Consider the following 16831-nt stretch of genomic DNA (forward strand, 5'->3'; position numbering starts at 1 on the left):
AGGACAACCCCTACTCGAGGACCGCTCGGAGGTCCCAGGCGACGGGCACGTCCAGCTGGTCGTAGACGCACGACCGCGGGTCGCGGTCCGGTCGCCACCGCTCGAACTGCACCGTGTGACGGAACCGGTCGCCCTCCATCTGGTCGTAGCGGACCTCCAGCACGCGCGTCGGCTCCAACCGGACGAACGACGTGTCGCGACCCGACGAGAAGCGTGACCGTTCCCCGTCACCGGTGACGGGCCTCCCGTCCGGATCCCGGAGGACCACCGGGTCGAGCTCCTCGACCAACTCGACCCGTCGCCTGTCGGAGAAGGCGGACACGCCGCCCACCTGGCGGAGTTCCCCGTCGGCGTCGTACAGCCCGACGAGCAGGGAGCCGACCCCGTGCCCGCTCTTGTGGACGCGGTAGCCGATCGCGACGACGTCAGCGGTGCGGTGGTGCTTGACCTTGAGCATCGTCCGCTTGCCCGGCTCGTACGGTCGCGCACGGGGCTTCGCGACCACGCCGTCGAGTCCCGCACCCTCGAAGGTCGTGAACCACTCGCGTGCGAGGTCGACGTCGAGCGTCGTGCGCGTGACGAACAGCGGGTCGGACAGGTCCCCGCCGAGCTGTTCGAGCCGCTCCCGGCGCTCGTCGAACGGATGGTCGAGGAGGTCCTCGCCGTCGACGGAGAGCAGGTCGAACGCGACGAACTGGGCCGGCGTCTCCCGACTGAGCTTCGCGATGCGGGACTCCGCCGGGTGGATGCGCTGCGACAGGGCGTCCCAGTCGAGGTGCTCGGCACCCGGTTCGCCGGAGCGCAGGACCACCTCGCCGTCGAGCACCACCGGGTCGCCCCGGCCGCCGAGCTGCGTGCGGAAGGCCTCGACGAGCTCGGGGAAGTACCGGGTGAGGGGCTTCGCGCCGCGGCTGCCGATCTCGACGTGGTCGCCGTCGACCGTCACGATCCCGCGGAAGCCGTCCCACTTCGGCTCGTACCGTAGACCGCCGCGCACACTGTCCGGCTCGGGGACGGTCGGGACGGCCTTCGCGAGCATGGGTGCGGTCTCCATGCGGCCTGTCTACTCGCGTGGGGCCGAGTGATCGGTTCGTTCCGTGGCCGATCCGGTGCGCGGTCCCCGGGCATCGCGCACCGGATCGGCCACCGGCAGGATCGACGTCCCGCTGCGTGTGCGTCCGGCCCCCAGGCGCGGTCGCGGTCCGCCTGGAGGCACGGTGCGGGTCCGGCGGGCCGCGCGCGGGCGCGTGCGCGGCCGGCCTGGAGGCACGGTGCGGGTCCGGCGGACCACGCGCGCGGTCACGGAGCCGGCAGGCGGAGCGCCTGCGGGACGAGCGCCGCGGTACCGACGACGAGCACGACCCCGATGACGACCGCACCCGTCTGCACGCCGGCACCGCCCGCCACCGCCGAGAAGCACGAGCCGAGGGCGATGGCGGTCTGCTGCGCCGACACGAGCACCCCGCCGCCGACACCCGCGGATCCCTCGGGCACCTCGCTGAGGACCGAGCGGAAGAGGCACCCGACGCCGAGCGCCTGCCCGCACCCCACGAGCGCCAGTCCGACCCCGAGCACGACGAGCAGCACGACCTGCCCGGGGCGCACACCCGACGGGTCGATCGCCACCAGCGTCCGCCACCCCCACGCGAGGACTGCGAGCACGACGGCGAGGCCCGCTGCCTCGACGACGAGTCCGCCGACGAGCACCGCGCGGCCGGAGCGGGCCAGGAGCGCGGGCACCCGTGCCGAGGACACGACGTACGCGATCATCACCGGCGAGATCGCGACCCCGGCGGCGAGCGGACCGAGCCGGAGCCCGTCCTGCGCCACGATCGAGAAGGCGAACATGAACGTGCCGAACAGCACGAAGAACACCACGAGCGCCGGGAGTCCGCGTCGCATCGACGTCGCTCCGCGGATGAGGTCGACCGGCAGGAACGGTGACACGCCGCGGCGGGGGGCGACGACCGACCACCGCACGAGCACGACGCCCGCGACGACCGAGACTCCGAGCGCGATCCAGGTCCACCACGGCCAGCCGCTCGCCGGGCCCTCGGCCAGGGCGACCAGCAGGGCGCCGAGCGCGACCGCGAACGAGACGGTGCCACGGAGGTCCGCTCCGACCCGCACGGCCGACCGGGAGCGGGGGACCGCCCGCCGGACGAACAGGAGCGCGACGAGCCCCACGGGCACGTTCACCAGGAACACCGCCCGCCACGACAGCGCGGACACGAGCAGACCACCGAGCAGCTGCCCCACGATGGAGGACACCCCTCCGGCGGCGGTGTACAGCGCGACCGCCCGACCGCGTGCCGTCCCCGTCATCACCGCGCGGAACGTCGCGAGGGTCTGCGGCACCATGAGTGCGGCGGACGCTCCCTGCAGGACCCTCGCCGTCAGCAGCGCCCCGGTGGTCGGCGCGAGACCGGCGGCGAGCGAGGTCACGGTGAACGCTGCGAGGCCGACGACGAAGAGGCGACGGCGGCCGTACTCGTCGCCCAACCGCCCGCCGAGCACGAGCAGGACGGCGTAGGCGGTGCCGTACCCGGCGACCACGAGCCCGAGGGCCGCGGGGGAGGCTCCGAGGTCGCGGCGGATGGTCGGCAGCGCGACGTTGACGATGAAGAAGTCGAGGCCGGCGAGGAACGGGCCGACGAGGAGGACGAGGATACCGCCGGCCCGGATCGTGTCGGGAGCCTGCGTGCGGGGTGCTGTCGCGGTCGTCATGGGGGTAGCGTCGCGCTCGTGACATCCGGGTACCAGACCACTACTGACACCGGTACCGAAACCACCAGGCTCGACGCCCGGGAACTCGGTGCCTTCCTCCGCTCGCGGCGGGCCCGCGTCACACCGGCCGACGTCGGTCTCCCCGACGGGGCACGGCGGCGCACGCCGGGACTCCGCCGCGAGGAGGTCGCCCAGCTCGCCGGCATCAGTGCGACCTGGTACACCTGGCTCGAACAGGGCCGACGCATCAACGTCTCCGAGCAGGTGCTGCAGGCCGTGGCCCGGACCCTCCGCCTCGACCGGCACGAGCGGGCGCACCTCTTCAAGCTCGCCGGTGCGTCCCCGCCGACGGGAGCGGAGGAGCACGCCGTCGACGCCGCGACGCTGCGCGTGGTGCACGCCGTCGAGCCGTGGCCCGCCTGCGTGCAGAACGCCCGCTTCGACGTCCTCGCCTGGAACCGCGGGTACGGCAGGCTCATCGGCGACCTCGACCGCGTCCCGCCCCTCGACCGCAACTCGGTGTGGCTGATGTTCACCGACCCCGACTGGCAGGCCGCGCTCGTCGACCGGGACCGGCTCGCCCGCCAGTCCGTCGCGCGCCTCCGGTCACGCTGGCCCGAGCACCGGGACGACCCCGCCTGGCGCGCCTTCGTGGAGCGGCTCGGGGCGGCCTCCGAGGAGTTCGCCCGCCTGTGGGACTCCCGCGACGTCACCGAGGCGGTGACCGAGCGCAAGCAGGTCCTCAACTCGGACGTCGGCCGCCTCGACTTCGAACTCGCCACCTCGTGGCTGAGCCCCGCCGTCGGCACCCGCCTCGTGGTCTTCACGCCGGCGGACGACGACACGGAGCGCCGGCTCCGCGACCTCGTCGCGTGACGCTCCGGCCTGGAGGCACGGTGCGGCTCCGGCGCGACGGCGTCCGTCGCTAGGGTGGGCGCGTGACGACCGTGCCCCCGCCGGCAGCGCCGGCACCGGAACCGATCAGTCCCGTGCAGGCCGCGGCGCTCCGCGACGGCGTCCTGCCCCCGACCGAGGAGATCCGCCCCGGCCTCTGGACCCTCGCTGTCCCGTTCCGCTTCGGCGTACCGGACGCCACCCTCGTCTACGTCGTCGAAGGAACCGACGGCGTGCTGACCCTGATCGACCCGGGGTGGTCCGCCGACGACGACCTCGCCGTGCTCCGCGAGGGACTGGCCGCGATCGGACGCTCGCTCGACGACGTCGGGCTCGTCGTGGTCACGCACCTGCACGCCGACCACCTCGGTGCCGCCGCGGCCGTACGGCGGGCGACCGGCGCCCGGATCGCCATGCACCCGGCCGAGGTCGAGGCGCTCCGCCACGAACGTGCCGACGCCGCCGCGAACGATGCCGACATCGCGTCGTGGGGGCTGCCGGACGACCTCCGCGCCGGCGTCGTGGCCGCATGGGGGAGCGGACGACGGATCGGACTCGGTCGCACGACGGAGCCGTACGCCGATCTGCTGCTCGAGGACGGCGACGCCCTGCCCGTCGCCGGTCGGGACATCCGCACGCTGCACACCCCTGGACACACCGCCGGCCACTGCTGCTTCGTCGACGAGGGGGACGGCCTGCTCTTCACGGGCGATCACGTCCTGCCGAGGATCAACTCCGGGATCGGGCTCGGCGGACGGACCGCATCGAACCCGCTCGGCGACCACCTGGCGTCGCTGCGCAGGCTCGACCGGTACGCCGAGCTCGAGGTCTGCCCCGGCCACGAGTACCGCTTCCGGGACGTCGTCGCCCGCGCCCGGACGCTGGCACGGCACCGCGAGGAGCGCTCGCGCCACGTCGCCGAGGCACTCGACGCCCTGCACGAGCCGACGCTGTTCGAGGTCGCGGCGCGGGTGCCGTTCAGCGGCGGGATCGAGTCGATGACGGGGTTCCTGCTCGCGAGCGCCCTGACGCAGACGGCGTACCACGCGGCGTTGCTCGGGCGCGCGGGCGAGGTGCGTCCCGCCTGATCGATGCGGGACGTGACGTGGTGCGCGCCCGGACGGTCAGACGACGGTGGTGGCGAGGCGCTCCAGGGTGGTCCTCGCGTCGGCGAACTCGGCGGCGGCGTGGTCGGCGAGGGGCGCGAGGTCCGGCAGACGGTCGGCGAGGGTGGCGCTGACCGTCACCGGGTAGTGCTTCATCCCGAGCGCCGTGCCGAGGATGATCTGCAGTACGGGGGAGCCGTGGTCCCATCCCTCGGTGGGGGTGTCGGCGTCGTAGGTGCCGCCTCGGCTGACCACGGTGACGACCGGGCGACCGGCGAGGGGCTGCACGTCGCCGACGAGCACGCCCGGGATGTGCACGCGGTCGAGCCAGGCCTTCAGCGTGGACGGGACCGTGTAGTTGTAGAGCGGCGAACCGACGAGCAGGACGTCCGCGGCGAGGAGCTCGTCGATGACCTCCTGGCGGAGCGCCTCGGCCTCGGGGGCGACGACCTCGTCCGTGGTGCGGTCGTCCGCTGCCCAGTGCAGCGCCGACGTCTCGAGGTGGGGGAGCGGGTCGACGTGCAGGTCGCGCCGGACGACGGTGTACTCCGGACCCCGAGCACGCCAGGCGTCGGCGAACGCGGCGGTCAGCGCGCGCGAGCGGGAGTGGGCGAGGTCGGCGGAGGAGTCGAGGTGCAGCAGCGTCGGCATGCCGCCCACGCTACCGACGCGACACCGCCGTGTGACGGAAGCGGCCCCGTCGCGCCGTGAGGGGCGGGACGGGGCCGGGGTGGGCCTCCCGTCGGTCACGCGGGCACGCGACCGACGGGAGACGTCCTGTGTCAGCGCTGGGCGCGACGGCGGCGCAGGGAGCGCGCGCCGATCAGGCCGGCGCCGGCGAGCACGAGGCCCAGGGCCCAGGGCAGGGCTCCGGTCGCGTCGGAGCCGGTGTAGGCGAGCTGGCCACCGGTGCCGGTGGCGGTCGGGGTGACCGCGACGGCCGGGGCGACGGTCGGGGTGACCTCGACGTCGAACGAGAGCGGCTGGAGCGCTTCGGCAGCGACGGTCAGCCGGTGCGTCGAAGCGTGCGGGAACGTGACGCTCGTCAGACCTTCGCCCTCCGCACCGTCTTCGGCGTACGGCTTGATGACGTCGCTGGCGACGCTGGACGTGACGGTGGTCCGCAGGGGAGCGCTCTCCGGGTCCGTGAGGTCGACGAAGTTCCCGTAGCGGTCCACCGGGGTGCCGGCGACGAGGAGCGTCCCGCCCTGCTTGATGCTGACGTGGTCGAGTTCCTCGATGTCGTCGTCGTCCTGCGACTGGTTCCAGCCCTCGACGCCGTCCTTCGTGATGATCCAGAACCCGCCTTCGCCCTTGTCCACGACGTTCTTGTCGAGCGTGATCGCGGCGACCCCGTAGGCCGCGCCCGGGTCCACGTCGAGCTCCACGTACTGCTTCGCGGTCTGGGTGCCGTTCGTGGCGGCGATCGCGAACTCGTAGGGCATCGCGAACTTCGGCGTGCCGCTCAACTCGCCCGTGCTCGCGTCGAAGGTCATGCCCTCGGGGAGCTGGTCCTCGAGGGTGAACTCCTCGTCGTCGAAGGCGGACCAGCCGAAGCCGATCGTCGAGGTCGACTCGGCCTGGGCCTTCGTCGACACGAAGTTGCCCTCGGTCTCGTCCTCGTCGTCGGAGAACCAGCTGAGCTCGAACTTCGGGGCGGGGAAGCCCTGGGCACGGAAGGTGTACGAGTACGGTTCGCCGGCCGTGGCGGAGAGCTCGAGAGCGTTCTCCTGGGTGGAGCCGTCCTCCGTCGGCTTGCCGTCCGTCCCCAAGAACGCGACGTCCTCGACGATCTCGGCCGACTGCTCCGACTCGACCGGGCCGGTGACGGCGCCGGAGACCTCGCCGGTCACCTCGACGGAGACCTTCGTGCCCGCGTACGCGGCGTCGACCTTCCAGGTCTCGGACTGCGCCTTGTAGATCGGAGCACCGGTCGCGTCGAGCCACTGGTACTTGAACAAGCCGTCGGCGTCGAAGCCGTCCCAGCTGGCGGTGAGCGTGGAGCCGACCTTCGCGTCGCCCGTGATCGTCACGGTCGGGGCGGCGACCGCAGCGGTGGTGCCCGCATCCGTGGCGTCGCCGGCAGCCGGAGCCGAGGAGCGCAGGAGCGGCAGCAGCGGGAACGTCGGCGCGGTCGACGTCGTGGGCGTCGGCGTCGACTCACCGGTCGGTGTGGCCGTCGCCGACGGGGTCGACGTGGGGATGGGCGTGTCGGTCGGCGACGGGGCGTCCGTCGGCGTCGGCGACTCCGCGTGGGTCGGGTCGGCGGGTGCGGACACCGAGCCGTCCGTGTCCGACGGCGCGGCGTTCGCGGCCGTCGCGGTCATGATGCCGAGGCCGGTCGTCAGGACGACGAGCGCGGCGGTGGTCCCGAGCGCGCAGGCGCGTCGGGCGGTTGAAGTGCTTCGACGCACGTTCTCCCCCAGGGTCCAGGTCCGGTCGGGTGCCGGATCGTAAGAGTCCGCCGAGGATCTTCGGCCCTCGGATCGTAGGGCCGCGCTGAGTGGCTACGGCGGCTCGACGCCGAAATGTGACCAGGGTTGGGGGGAACGGTGCGGAAACCGGCACGGGCCCGGTGCGCGTCGGCACCGGGCCCGCGTCGTCGGCGGGGCGACCTGCTCAGAGGCGACGGCGACGCAGCCGGAAGCCGAGCAGTGTCGCGCCCGCGGCGAGGAGACCCGCACCCCAGGCGATCGGTCCGCGCTCGTCGGCCCCGGTGTACGCGAGCGTCGCGCCGGTCCCGGTCGCCGATGTCGCGACCGCGGCGGTGGCGAGCGGCTGCACGGCGACGACGAACGAGCCGGAGACGCCGTCCTGCGACACCGTCAGGCGGTGCTGCGACGCGTGCGGGAACGTGACGAGCACGTACTCCTTCGTGGGGTCGGCCACGATGCGGTCGGACGCGACGGAGCTCGTGACCGTCCCGATCGGCTGCCGGCCGACGGTGCCGGGCGTCACGAGGTTCCCGAACCGGTCGACCGCGACGCCGGTGACCCGGATCGTGCCGCCCTGCTTCGCGGGGATGGACGACACCCTGCCGAGGTCCTTGCCGGTGGCGCTGAACGACTCGATCGCACCGGTCACACCGATCTGGTAGGCCCCGTGGTCGGGGTTCCCGTCACTGACGATGGTCGTGACCCCGACGGCCGCCGCGGGGCGCACCGTGAGCCGGACGTACTCGGTCGCCGTCGCCGTCCCACGGAGGGCGACGACCTCGAAGTCGTACGTACCCGCCGTGGTCTCGGTGCTCGTCAGCACGCCGGTGGAGACGTTGACGGTGAACTTCGACGACGGCGCGTCCTGGATCGCGTACGCGGTGGAGCCGCTCCCGCCGACGACCTGGAAGGTGTGGGTGAAGGTCGTGCCGGCGGTCGCGGTGAGGGCGAGGGGCTGCGCCTTCGTCGACGGCTCGGTGAACGACACCGGCGAGGGCGAGACCGTGACCTGCACGTACTCGGTCGCCTGCGTGCCACCGCTCAGGGCGACGACCTCGAAGTCGTAGGTCCCCGCAGTGGTCGGTGTCGTGCTCAGCACGCCCGTGTCCGACTGCACGGTCCAGGCGCTCGACGGTGCGTCCTGGATCGCGTACGCAACCGTGCCGTCCCCGCCGGTGGTGTGGAACGTGTGGCTGAACGGGGTGCCGACGGTTGCCGTGAGGGCGAGCGGTGCGGCCTTCGTCGACGGCTCTGTGAACGCGACCGGCGTGGTCGCGGCGGGCGTTCCCGCGGCCGGGGCCGACGACGTCGAGCCCGAAGCCGACGTGCCGGCGGCCGGAGCAGTCGTCGACGTCGACGTCGCCGTGCCGGTCGCCGCGTTCGCCGCGGTGACGCCGAACGCGGCGCCGGAACCGACGGTGACGACCGCGATCGCGGTCGCCGCGACGAGCGCGGCACGGCGGCGCGGCGAGGTGTTGGTGGTGCGCATGGATTTCCCCCCTGGGAGGTCCGGGTTCGCAGGGCGGCCATCCGCTCCTGTCGATGCTGACGCTACGGCTCCGGAGCGCCGTCCGGGTGGACCGGAGGTTGCGGTTCCATCACGGAACGATTCGGGTCCACACAGCATCTGACCTGGGGTTTTCCACTGCAACTGAACATCGGACGGGAGGCGCGGTGCGGGCCCGACCCGTGCCTCCCGTCCGTCGCCGGGTCGCGTCGACCAGGCGAGGCGAGCGCCGGTCCGTCAGCTGCCGACGACCGCGGCCGCGCGCTCCAGCTCCGCGCGCAACGCGGTGACCGCGGGCGAGGACGACCCCGCGGACCGGACCACGGTGAAGATCGTCCGGCGTGGTCGTTCGGGGAGCTCGACGAGCCGACACGTCGTCGTCCGACCGGTCCACATGAGGTCGGGCATGAGGCTGACCGCGTTGCCGGACTCGACCAGGCGGATCTGCGTCTGCAGGTCGGCGGTCTCGTAGCGGACGTCGGGCTCGAAGCCGTGCCGGCGGCAGACCTGCTCCGCGAAGTGCCGGGACGCCGTGCCGCGCGGCTCCATCACCCACGGGAGGGCCTCGGCGTCCGCGATCGAGGTGACCGGAGCGAGCGCGGTGTCGAGCGGGGGGAGTGCCAGGCGGACGGCGTCGGTCGTGAGGTCCTCGCGGTGGAGGCCCGGCAGCCGCGGAGCCGCGTGCGCTGGGTACTGCTCCGCGATCACCATGTCGAAGTCACGGATCCAGGTCTCGTGGAGTGCGGTCTCCGGCTCGCGCTGCACCATCTCGATCCGGACGTCGGGGTGGTCGGTCGCCATCGCGTGCAGGGCGTTCGGCATGAGCGCGAGCGCGGCGGACTGGAACACCGCGACCCGGACCCGGCCCTGGACGGTCGGCATCGAACCCTCGACCTCGGACTGCGCCTGCTCCAGGACGTCGAGGACGTGTCCGGCTGCCTGCACGAGCACCTCGGCCTGCGGGGTGAGCTGGAGGCGTCGGCCGGCCTTGCGCAGGAGGGGGACGCCGGCCTCGCGTTCGAGGGCTGCGAGCTGCTGCGAGACGGCCGACGGGGTGAAGTTGACGGCCTCGGCGACGGCGGCGATCGTGCCCCGGATGGAGAGCTCCCGGAGGAGGACGAGACGACGGACGTCGAGCATGGCGTCAGTTTAGGAGAACTGCACGGTACTCGTCACGAAACGTTGCTTCCGCTGATGCTTCGGCGGCTCCACACTGATCCCATGACGACCGTGCACGAGCACCCCGCTGCCGCTCCCCAGCCCGCCGGACCGGGCGACCTCGCCGACGAGTCGGTCGCGCTCGTCCGGCAGTGGCTCGCCGAGGCAGAGACCTACCCGGTCGACGGCTCCGCGAAGCAGCTCGCGGGCGTCCTCGCCGACCCGGCCGGCCTCGACTTCGCGGTCGGGTTCGTCGACGGCGTCGTCCGCCCGGAGGACCTCGGCGTCGCCGCGCGCAAGCTCCGCGCCATCGCGCCGAACGCACCCGGGTTCCTGCCCGCGGCGCTCCGCGGACTCGTCCGGCTCGGTGGCGGGATGGCCCCGGTGCTCCCCGGCGTCGTCGTGCCGATCGCCCGACGTGTGCTGCGGGGCATGGTGGGCCACCTCATCGTGGACGCCACCGACGCCAAGCTCGGCCCGGCCATCGCGAAGATCAAGCGCGACGGCGTGCGGCTGAACGTCAACCTGCTCGGTGAGGCAGTCCTCGGCGAGAAGGAGGCCGCGCGGCGCCTCGACGGGACGCTGAAGCTGCTCGCCCGCGACGACGTCGACTACGTGTCGATCAAGGTCTCCTCGACCGTGCACCCGCACTCGCCGTGGGCGTTCGACCACGCCGTCGAGGACATCATCGAGAAGCTCCGGCCGCTGTTCCGCCGTGCGGCCGCCGCCTCGCCGAACAAGTTCATCAACCTCGACATGGAGGAGTACAAGGACCTCGACCTCACCATCGCGGTCTTCACGAAGCTCCTCGACGAGCCCGAGTTCACCACGCTCGAGGCCGGCATCGTCCTCCAGGCGTACCTCCCCGACGCGCTCGCCGCGATGCAGCACCTGCAGGAGTGGTCCGCCGCGCGTCGTGCCCGCGGAGGCGCCGACATCAAGGTCCGGCTCGTCAAGGGCGCCAACCTCCCGATGGAGCAGGTCGAGGCCTCCGTGCACGGCTGGCCGCTCGCCACGTGGCACACCAAGCAGGACTCCGACACGAACTACAAGCGGGTGCTCGACTGGGCGCTCACCCCGTCACGCGTCGAGAACGTGCGCGTCGGCGTCGCCGGCCACAACCTGTTCGACGTCGCGCACGCCTGGCTGCTCGCCGGCCAGCGGGGCGTCCGCGACGGCATCGAGTTCGAGATGCTGCTCGGCATGGCGCAGGGGCAGGCCGAGGCAGTCCGCCGCACCGTCGGGTCCCTGCTGCTCTACACGCCGGTGGTCCACCCCGGCGAGTTCGACGTCGCGATCGCGTACCTGATCCGTCGCCTGGAGGAAGGCGCATCGCAGGAGAACTTCATGTCCGCGGTCTTCTCCCTCGCCTCCTCGCCGGAGCTCTTCGCCCGCGAGGAAGACCGCTTCCGGTCGTCCCTGGCACCGCTCGCCACGCCGGAGGGGCTCCTCGCTCCGGCGTCCCACCGCGTCGCCGACCGCTACGCGGCCGTCGGTCGCCCCTCCGCGGGGCACTTCGAGAACACGCCGGACACCGACCCGTCCGTCGCCGCGTTCCGCGAGTGGGGTGCCGACATCACCGCGCGGGTCGCGTCGTCGACGCTGGGAACCAGGGTCGTCCAGGAGGCACGGGTCGACTCCGCCTCGACGCTCGACTCGATCCTCGGTCGCGTCCGTGCCGCGGGTGCCGAGTGGGCCTCGTGGTCCGGCGCGGCGCGCGGCGCCGTGCTGCACGCCGTCGGTGACGCCCTCGAGGCGAACCGCGCAGCGCTCGTCGAGGTCATGGCCTCGGAGACCGGGAAGACCATCGACCAGGCCGACCCCGAGGTGTCCGAGGCGATCGACTTCGCGCACTTCTACGCTGAGCTCGCCTCCGACCTCGACGACGTCGACGGTGCGACCTTCACCCCGGCGGCCCTGACGCTCGTCGCGCCGCCGTGGAACTTCCCGGTCGCCATCCCCGCCGGCTCGACCCTGGCCGCGCTCGCCGCCGGGTCGGCCGTGGTGCTCAAGCCCGCGCCGCCCGCCGAGCGCTCGGGTGCCGTGCTCGCGTCGATCATCGAGACCGCGCTCGACCTGCACGGTGCCCCCGCCGACGTCCTCGCGTTCCTGCAGGTCTCCGAGAACGACCTCGGGAAGCAGCTCGTGTCGTCGCCGCTCGTCGACCGGGTGATCCTCACGGGGGCGTACGAGACCGCCGAGCTCTTCCGGTCGTTCCGCCCCGACCTGCCGCTCCTCGCCGAGACCTCGGGGAAGAACGCGATCATCGTCACCCCGTCCGCCGACCTCGACCTCGCCGTGAAGGACGTCGTCGCCTCGGCGTTCGGGCACGCGGGCCAGAAGTGCTCCGCAGCCTCCCTCGTGGTGCTCGTCGGTTCGGTGGCCACGTCGCGGCGGTTCCGGTCGCAGCTCGTCGACGCGGTGTCCTCGCTGACCGTGGGCTACCCGACCGACTCGACCACGCAGATGGGGCCGGTCATCGAGTCGGCCGCGGGCAAGCTGCTCGACGGCCTGACGAAGCTCGGTGCGGGCGAGTCGTGGGCCGTGCAGCCGGCGCGCCTGGACGACTCCGGCAAGCTCTGGAGCCCCGGGGTCCGCGACGGTGTCGCCCGCGGCTCGGCGTTCCACCGCACCGAGTACTTCGGTCCGATCCTCGGCATCATGACCGCCCGCACCCTCGACGAGGCCATAGACATCGTCAACGAGGTCGACTACGGCCTGACCTCGGGTCTGCACTCGCTCGACCCGGCGGAGATCGGCACCTGGCTCGACCGCATCGAGGCGGGCAACCTCTACGTGAACCGCGGCATCACCGGTGCGATCGTCCGGCGGCAGCCGTTCGGCGGGTGGAAGAAGTCGGCGGTCGGCGCGGGGACGAAGGCCGGTGGGCTGAACTACCTGCTCGGGCTCGGCTCGTGGTCGTCGGCGCCCGCTGGTGCTGGTGCTGGTGCTGGTGCCGCGGTGTCCGCCCCGGTGTCGGCGTTCGTCCGGGCTGCCGGGGTCGCCTCGGAGTCGCTCGACCGTTCGCTCGCGTCCGACCAGCAGGCATGGGCGTCGCTGTTCGGCACCGCCACGGACGTGTCGGCACTCACCGCCGAGCGGAACATCGCGCGCTACCTGCCCTACCCGGGAGTGCACGTGCGGCTGGCTGCCACCGACGTCGATGCGGACGGTGTCGAGTCGCTCGTGCGCGTCGTGTCGGCTGCGCTCCGCGCCGGGACCACGATCGACGTCTCGGTGGCCGGTTCGCTGCCGGCCGCCGTGCGATCGGCCGTGCAGTCGCTGTCGATCGTCCGGTCGCTCCGTGACGGTGAGACCGACGCGGCGTTCTCGGCGCGGATCGCTGACGGCCCCTCCACGCGGGTGCGGCTCATCGGCGGTGACGTCTCGGCGCTGTACGCGGCGATCGGTGGGCGTCCGGACGTCGCGGTGTACGCGGAGCCCGTGACCGAGGCGGGACGACTCGAGGTGCTGCCGTTCCTCCGGGAGCAGGCGGTGTCGATCACGGCGCACCGCTTCGGGACGCCGAACCACCTGACGGACGCGCTGATCTAGCGGCGCCGGGTGCCGCGCTCGGCGCTCGGCGCTGCGCTCGGCGCTCGGCGCTCGCGCTCGGCGCTCGGGACGGCACGACGTTCGCACAACCGGAGACGGCCCGAACCACGAGATGACGTGGTTCGAGCCGTCTCCGGTTGTGCGCTGGTCAGGCGGGCACGGTCATCGTGTCCGCGACGAGTTCGCGCAGCTCGGGCGGCACCGGCACCGGGCGGCGGGCGCCCTCGCGGTCGATGACCACGTGGACGAACTCACCCGTCGCGAGCAGAGCGCCGTCGGAGGCACGGAAGAGCCCGAACTCCCACGCGATGCTGGTGGTGCCGATCCGCTTCGACCGCATCCCGACCTCGATGACGTCCGGCCACACTGCCGACTCGACGAAGTGACAGCTCGACGAGACCAGCACCGCGATCCACTCCGACGAGAACGGGTCGAGTCCGGCGACCTCGCGGAACCAGTACGTCGCCGCGTTGTCCATCGCCGAGTAGTAGATCGTGTTGTTCACGTGCCCGAACATGTCGTTGTCGTTCCACCGCGTGGGGTAGGTGCGGGTGAACGGGTACTCGTCGATGGTCATCGGTCTCCGATCGGTGGTGCGGCTCGGCTGGTTCCGGGGCCGAGGCCGGACCGACCGTAGTCGGCTCCGGCTCCGTGCCGTCTGATGCTCGGGAGTCCGGATCCCGTCATGCGGTCGAGCGGGTACAGCGTTGCAGCCGTCCGTCCAGCGCTCCGTCCGTACCGTGGCATCCATGTGCGAGTCGGTTCAGTGCCCCGTGTGCGGCAAGTCCTCGTGGACCGGCTGCGGTGACCACGTCCGCGACGTGATGCGTGGCGTTCGTCGCCGTGACCGCTGCCAGGGACACGGCATCCCGCACCACCTGCTGGAGACCCGCGGCTTCCGCTGATCGTCGGGAGCTGTCCGGTCGCCGCACCGTGCGGGTGCTCGTCAGGCCGTGGGCGTTGCCTCGACGGGTGCCGGTGACCACCGGCCGTCCGCCGCACCACGAGGAGCACCGCATCGTGTCCGAGTCCTTCGCCCACCCCACAGCACTCGCCCACGTCCGGGTGACCGTGACCGACATCCACCGGAGCAAGGCGTTCTACGAGCAGCTGCTCGGCGTCGAGCCCGCGATGGACTTCAGTGAGCACGCCGACGAGCCCGGGATCGAGCAGGACCGCGAGCGCCTCTACGGCGGATGCATCTTCCCGCTCGGCGACCAGCTCTTCGGGCTCCGGCCGGTCGCTCCGCACGGGCAGCGGTTCGACCCGGACACCGTCGGGCTCGACCACGTCAGCTTCACCGTGGGCTCGGTCGCCGCCCTGCACGACGCTGCCGCTCGTCTGGACGCTGCTGGCATCGAGCACGGTGCGGTGACGGACCTCGGGGACGCCGGGATCGTGATCCTCTCCGTCCAGGACCCCGACGACATCAACCTCGAGTTCACCGCCGCGAAGGGCTGACGCCGTCACCGTCGGGCGTCAGTCGACCGCTGCCGGCACGGCGGCCGGGCGGAGCACGTACTCGAACGTCGCACGGGCCCGGGCAGCGTCGGGCGTCTCGCCCGAGATGAGGTCGGCGTACGTGAACGACTCCGAGATGCGGACGAGCAGCCGCGCCAACTCCTCGCTCGACAACGGTGCGGGGTCGAACGCGCCGGAGTTCCGCTCGGCGTCGACCAGCGCGGTGACCCGTGCGACGAAGCGACTCTGCACGTCGCTCTCCGACGTCGTCAGGAGCCGGAGGGCCCGCGCGGGTTCCCGGGTGAGGAACGCCCGGAAGTAGGGCGCCCGGATGAGGTCGGCCGTGAACCGGTCCAGGACGTCGACGATGCGCGCGACCCCCGACGGAGCAGCCGCTGCGGCAGCGCCGTCGAGCGTCGGGACGGCCAGTGACCACAGCACCTCGGACAGCAGCTGGTCGCGGTTGCCCACCCACCGGAACAGGGACGTCCGGTCCACGCCGAGCGACGCTGCCAGGGTTCCCATGTCGATCCGCGAGCCGTCGATGAAGGTGTGGCGGGCCTCCCGGAAGGCGCGCAGCGCAGAGTTCGATGAGTACATGCATCCCTCCCTTGCAACGTTTTCGAGAATGATGCACGATCAGGGGTATGTCAACGACGGCAGTCACCACGCCCCTCCTCGAATCGGACTTCTACGGCTTCCAGGCGGGGTTGACCGAGCAGGAGCGTGACTCACTCGGACGGCTGCGGGCGTACCTCGAGGCAGAGGTCCGACCCATCGCGGACGACCACTGGGCGCGCGCCGAGTTCCCGATGCAGGTCATCGCGCCGCTCGCCGAGCTCGGCATGTACGGTCCGGGTGTCCCGCTCGTGCGTCAGTTCGAGAACTCGGCCGTCTACCGCGGCTGGGCGGCGCTCGAGCTCGGCCGCGTCGACGCGAGCGTGGCGACGTTCATCGGCGTGCAGTCCGGCCTCGCGATGAACTCGATCGCCGTCGCCGGCAGCGAGGAGCAGCAGCAGGAGTGGCTGCCTCCGATGGCTCGGGGCGAGCTCGTCGGGGCGTTCGGCCTCACCGAACCGCTGTCCGGCAGCGACTCGGCACGTGGGCTGCGGACGACGGCTCGGCGCGAGGGTGACGAGTGGGTCCTCGACGGCGAGAAGCGCTGGATCGGCAACGCCACCTTCGCCGACGTCGTCGTCATCTGGGCGAAGGACGTCGCCGACGACCAGGTGAAGGGCTTCCTGGTCACGACCGACACCCCCGGTTTCAGCGCGACGAAGATCGAGGACAAGATCGCCCTGCGCGGCGTGCAGAACGCCGACATCACGATGACGGGCGTCCGTGTCCCGGAGTCGCGGCGGCTGCAGCGCGCGGACTCGTTCCGGGCGACGGCGGAGGTGCTGCGGCTCACCCGCACCGAGGTCGCGTGGCAAGCGATCGGCATCGCGGTCGGTGCCTACGATGCCGCGCTCGACTACGCCCGCACCCGCATCCAGTTCGGCAAGCCGATCGCGTCCCACCAGATGGTGCAGGACCTCCTCGTGAAGTCGCTCGCGAACATCACGGCGTCGATCGCGCTCTGCACGCAGGCCTCGGCCATGCAGGATGCCGGAGTGGGCGGGGACGAGCACTCCGCGATGGCGAAGGCGTTCGCGACGGCGAAGATGCGCGAGACGGTGGGCTGGTGCCGCGAGGTGCAGGGCGGCAACGGGATCGTGCTGCAGAAGGGCGTCGCGCGGTTCTTCGCCGATGCCGAGGCGATCTACTCCTACGAGGGCACCCGCGAGGTGAACACCCTCATCGTCGGACGTGCGATCACGGGGCAGGCAGCGTTCGTGTGAGGGGCTGAATCTCGGCCGGGGTCCAGCGTCAGCGCTCGCTCCCGGTCGGTTCCGCGTGTGACTTCGGGTGTCGCTGCGGAAGGGCGCGGCCGGTGTCGGACGACATCGGCCGCGTCGCTGTTTGCGCGTGCGGCGGTTGTGCAAGCG

General features: G+C 72.3%; 13 protein-coding genes. 5 read left to right on the plus strand and 8 right to left on the minus strand.

Annotated elements, in window-relative coordinates; translation table 11 throughout:
• Positions 1-10 precede the first annotated feature (10 nt).
• Together ACIPYW_RS16260 and ACIPYW_RS16265 are read right to left on the minus strand one after the other, a co-directional pair.
• A complete protein-coding gene (locus ACIPYW_RS16260) occupies positions 11-1054 on the minus strand; it encodes an ATP-dependent DNA ligase (RefSeq protein ID WP_400415367.1) in 1044 nt (347 codons plus the stop codon).
• Between the two features lie 245 nt (positions 1055-1299).
• Positions 1300-2727, minus strand: a complete 1428-nt coding sequence (locus ACIPYW_RS16265) for an MFS transporter (RefSeq protein WP_400415369.1) — start codon at positions 2725-2727, stop codon at positions 1300-1302.
• 18 nt (positions 2728-2745) lie between these two features.
• Here ACIPYW_RS16265 and ACIPYW_RS16270 point away from each other — a divergent pair, with 18 nt between their 5' ends.
• Together ACIPYW_RS16270 and ACIPYW_RS16275 are read left to right on the plus strand one after the other, a co-directional pair.
• Positions 2746-3603: a helix-turn-helix transcriptional regulator gene (locus ACIPYW_RS16270; RefSeq protein WP_400415371.1), complete on the plus strand. Its 858-nt coding sequence runs from the start codon at positions 2746-2748 to the stop codon at positions 3601-3603.
• 62 nt (positions 3604-3665) lie between these two features.
• On the plus strand, positions 3666-4709 hold the full coding sequence (locus tag ACIPYW_RS16275) for an MBL fold metallo-hydrolase (protein ID WP_400415373.1): 1044 nt from the start codon (positions 3666-3668) through the stop codon (positions 4707-4709).
• Positions 4710-4745: 36 nt separating this feature from the next.
• Here ACIPYW_RS16275 and ACIPYW_RS16280 read toward each other — a convergent pair whose 3' ends face one another.
• From ACIPYW_RS16280 to ACIPYW_RS16295, 4 genes are all read right to left on the minus strand, one after another.
• Positions 4746-5378 (minus strand): FMN-dependent NADH-azoreductase, encoded by a 633-nt coding sequence (locus ACIPYW_RS16280; RefSeq protein WP_400415376.1) that lies wholly within the window; start codon positions 5376-5378, stop codon positions 4746-4748.
• A 131-nt stretch (positions 5379-5509) separates the two neighbouring features.
• Positions 5510-7141: a putative Ig domain-containing protein gene (locus ACIPYW_RS16285; protein WP_400415378.1), complete on the minus strand. Its 1632-nt coding sequence runs from the start codon at positions 7139-7141 to the stop codon at positions 5510-5512.
• Between the two features lie 205 nt (positions 7142-7346).
• Positions 7347-8651 carry a hypothetical protein gene (locus ACIPYW_RS16290; RefSeq protein WP_400415380.1) on the minus strand — a complete coding sequence of 435 codons (1305 nt, stop codon included), beginning with the start codon at positions 8649-8651 and terminating at the stop codon, positions 7347-7349.
• Positions 8652-8906: 255 nt separating this feature from the next.
• Positions 8907-9809: a LysR family transcriptional regulator gene (locus ACIPYW_RS16295; RefSeq protein ID WP_400415382.1), complete on the minus strand. Its 903-nt coding sequence runs from the start codon at positions 9807-9809 to the stop codon at positions 8907-8909.
• A gap of 81 nt (positions 9810-9890) precedes the next feature.
• Between ACIPYW_RS16295 and ACIPYW_RS16300 the strand changes: the two genes are divergently transcribed.
• Entirely contained in the window at positions 9891-13382 is a 3492-nt protein-coding gene (locus ACIPYW_RS16300) for a proline dehydrogenase family protein (RefSeq protein ID WP_400415384.1), read from the plus strand.
• 148 nt (positions 13383-13530) lie between these two features.
• Here ACIPYW_RS16300 and ACIPYW_RS16305 read toward each other — a convergent pair whose 3' ends face one another.
• Positions 13531-13959 (minus strand): acyl-CoA thioesterase, encoded by a 429-nt coding sequence (locus ACIPYW_RS16305; protein WP_400415386.1) that lies wholly within the window; start codon positions 13957-13959, stop codon positions 13531-13533.
• Positions 13960-14354: 395 nt separating this feature from the next.
• Here ACIPYW_RS16305 and ACIPYW_RS16310 point away from each other — a divergent pair, with 395 nt between their 5' ends.
• A complete protein-coding gene (locus ACIPYW_RS16310; protein ID WP_400415388.1) occupies positions 14355-14843 on the plus strand; it encodes a VOC family protein in 489 nt (162 codons plus the stop codon).
• A gap of 18 nt (positions 14844-14861) precedes the next feature.
• On the opposite strand, the gene ACIPYW_RS16315 is transcribed toward ACIPYW_RS16310, so the two are convergent.
• Positions 14862-15443 carry a QsdR family transcriptional regulator gene (locus ACIPYW_RS16315; RefSeq protein WP_400415390.1) on the minus strand — a complete coding sequence of 194 codons (582 nt, stop codon included), beginning with the start codon at positions 15441-15443 and terminating at the stop codon, positions 14862-14864.
• Between the two features lie 47 nt (positions 15444-15490).
• Between ACIPYW_RS16315 and ACIPYW_RS16320 the strand changes: the two genes are divergently transcribed.
• The gene (locus ACIPYW_RS16320; protein ID WP_400415392.1) at positions 15491-16684 is read left to right on the plus strand and encodes an acyl-CoA dehydrogenase family protein; all 1194 of its coding nucleotides are present in this window, start codon (positions 15491-15493) and stop codon (positions 16682-16684) included.
• The last annotated feature ends 147 nt before the right edge of the window (positions 16685-16831 follow it).

Origin of the sequence: Curtobacterium sp. NPDC089689 (assembly GCF_044749145.1) — a bacterium.
In the GTDB taxonomy this organism is placed as follows: Bacteria; Actinomycetota; Actinomycetes; order Actinomycetales; family Microbacteriaceae; genus Curtobacterium.

Bases quoted from the DNA above. Each gene is read 5' to 3' on its own strand.
- ACIPYW_RS16305 (WP_400415386.1), bottom strand. From the start codon at position 13,959: ATGACCATCGACGAGTACCCGTTCACCCGCACCTACCCCACGCGGTGG.
- ACIPYW_RS16315 (WP_400415390.1), bottom strand. From the start codon at position 15,443: ATGTACTCATCGAACTCTGCGCTGCGCGCCTTCCGGGAGGCCCGCCAC.
- ACIPYW_RS16290 (WP_400415380.1), bottom strand. From the start codon at position 8,651: ATGCGCACCACCAACACCTCGCCGCGCCGCCGTGCCGCGCTCGTCGCG.
- ACIPYW_RS16280 (WP_400415376.1), bottom strand. From the start codon at position 5,378: ATGCCGACGCTGCTGCACCTCGACTCCTCCGCCGACCTCGCCCACTCC.
- ACIPYW_RS16320 (WP_400415392.1), top strand. From the start codon at position 15,491: ATGTCAACGACGGCAGTCACCACGCCCCTCCTCGAATCGGACTTCTAC.
- ACIPYW_RS16260 (WP_400415367.1), bottom strand. From the start codon at position 1,054: ATGGAGACCGCACCCATGCTCGCGAAGGCCGTCCCGACCGTCCCCGAG.
- ACIPYW_RS16265 (WP_400415369.1), bottom strand. From the start codon at position 2,727: ATGACGACCGCGACAGCACCCCGCACGCAGGCTCCCGACACGATCCGG.
- ACIPYW_RS16300 (WP_400415384.1), top strand. From the start codon at position 9,891: ATGACGACCGTGCACGAGCACCCCGCTGCCGCTCCCCAGCCCGCCGGA.
- ACIPYW_RS16295 (WP_400415382.1), bottom strand. From the start codon at position 9,809: ATGCTCGACGTCCGTCGTCTCGTCCTCCTCCGGGAGCTCTCCATCCGG.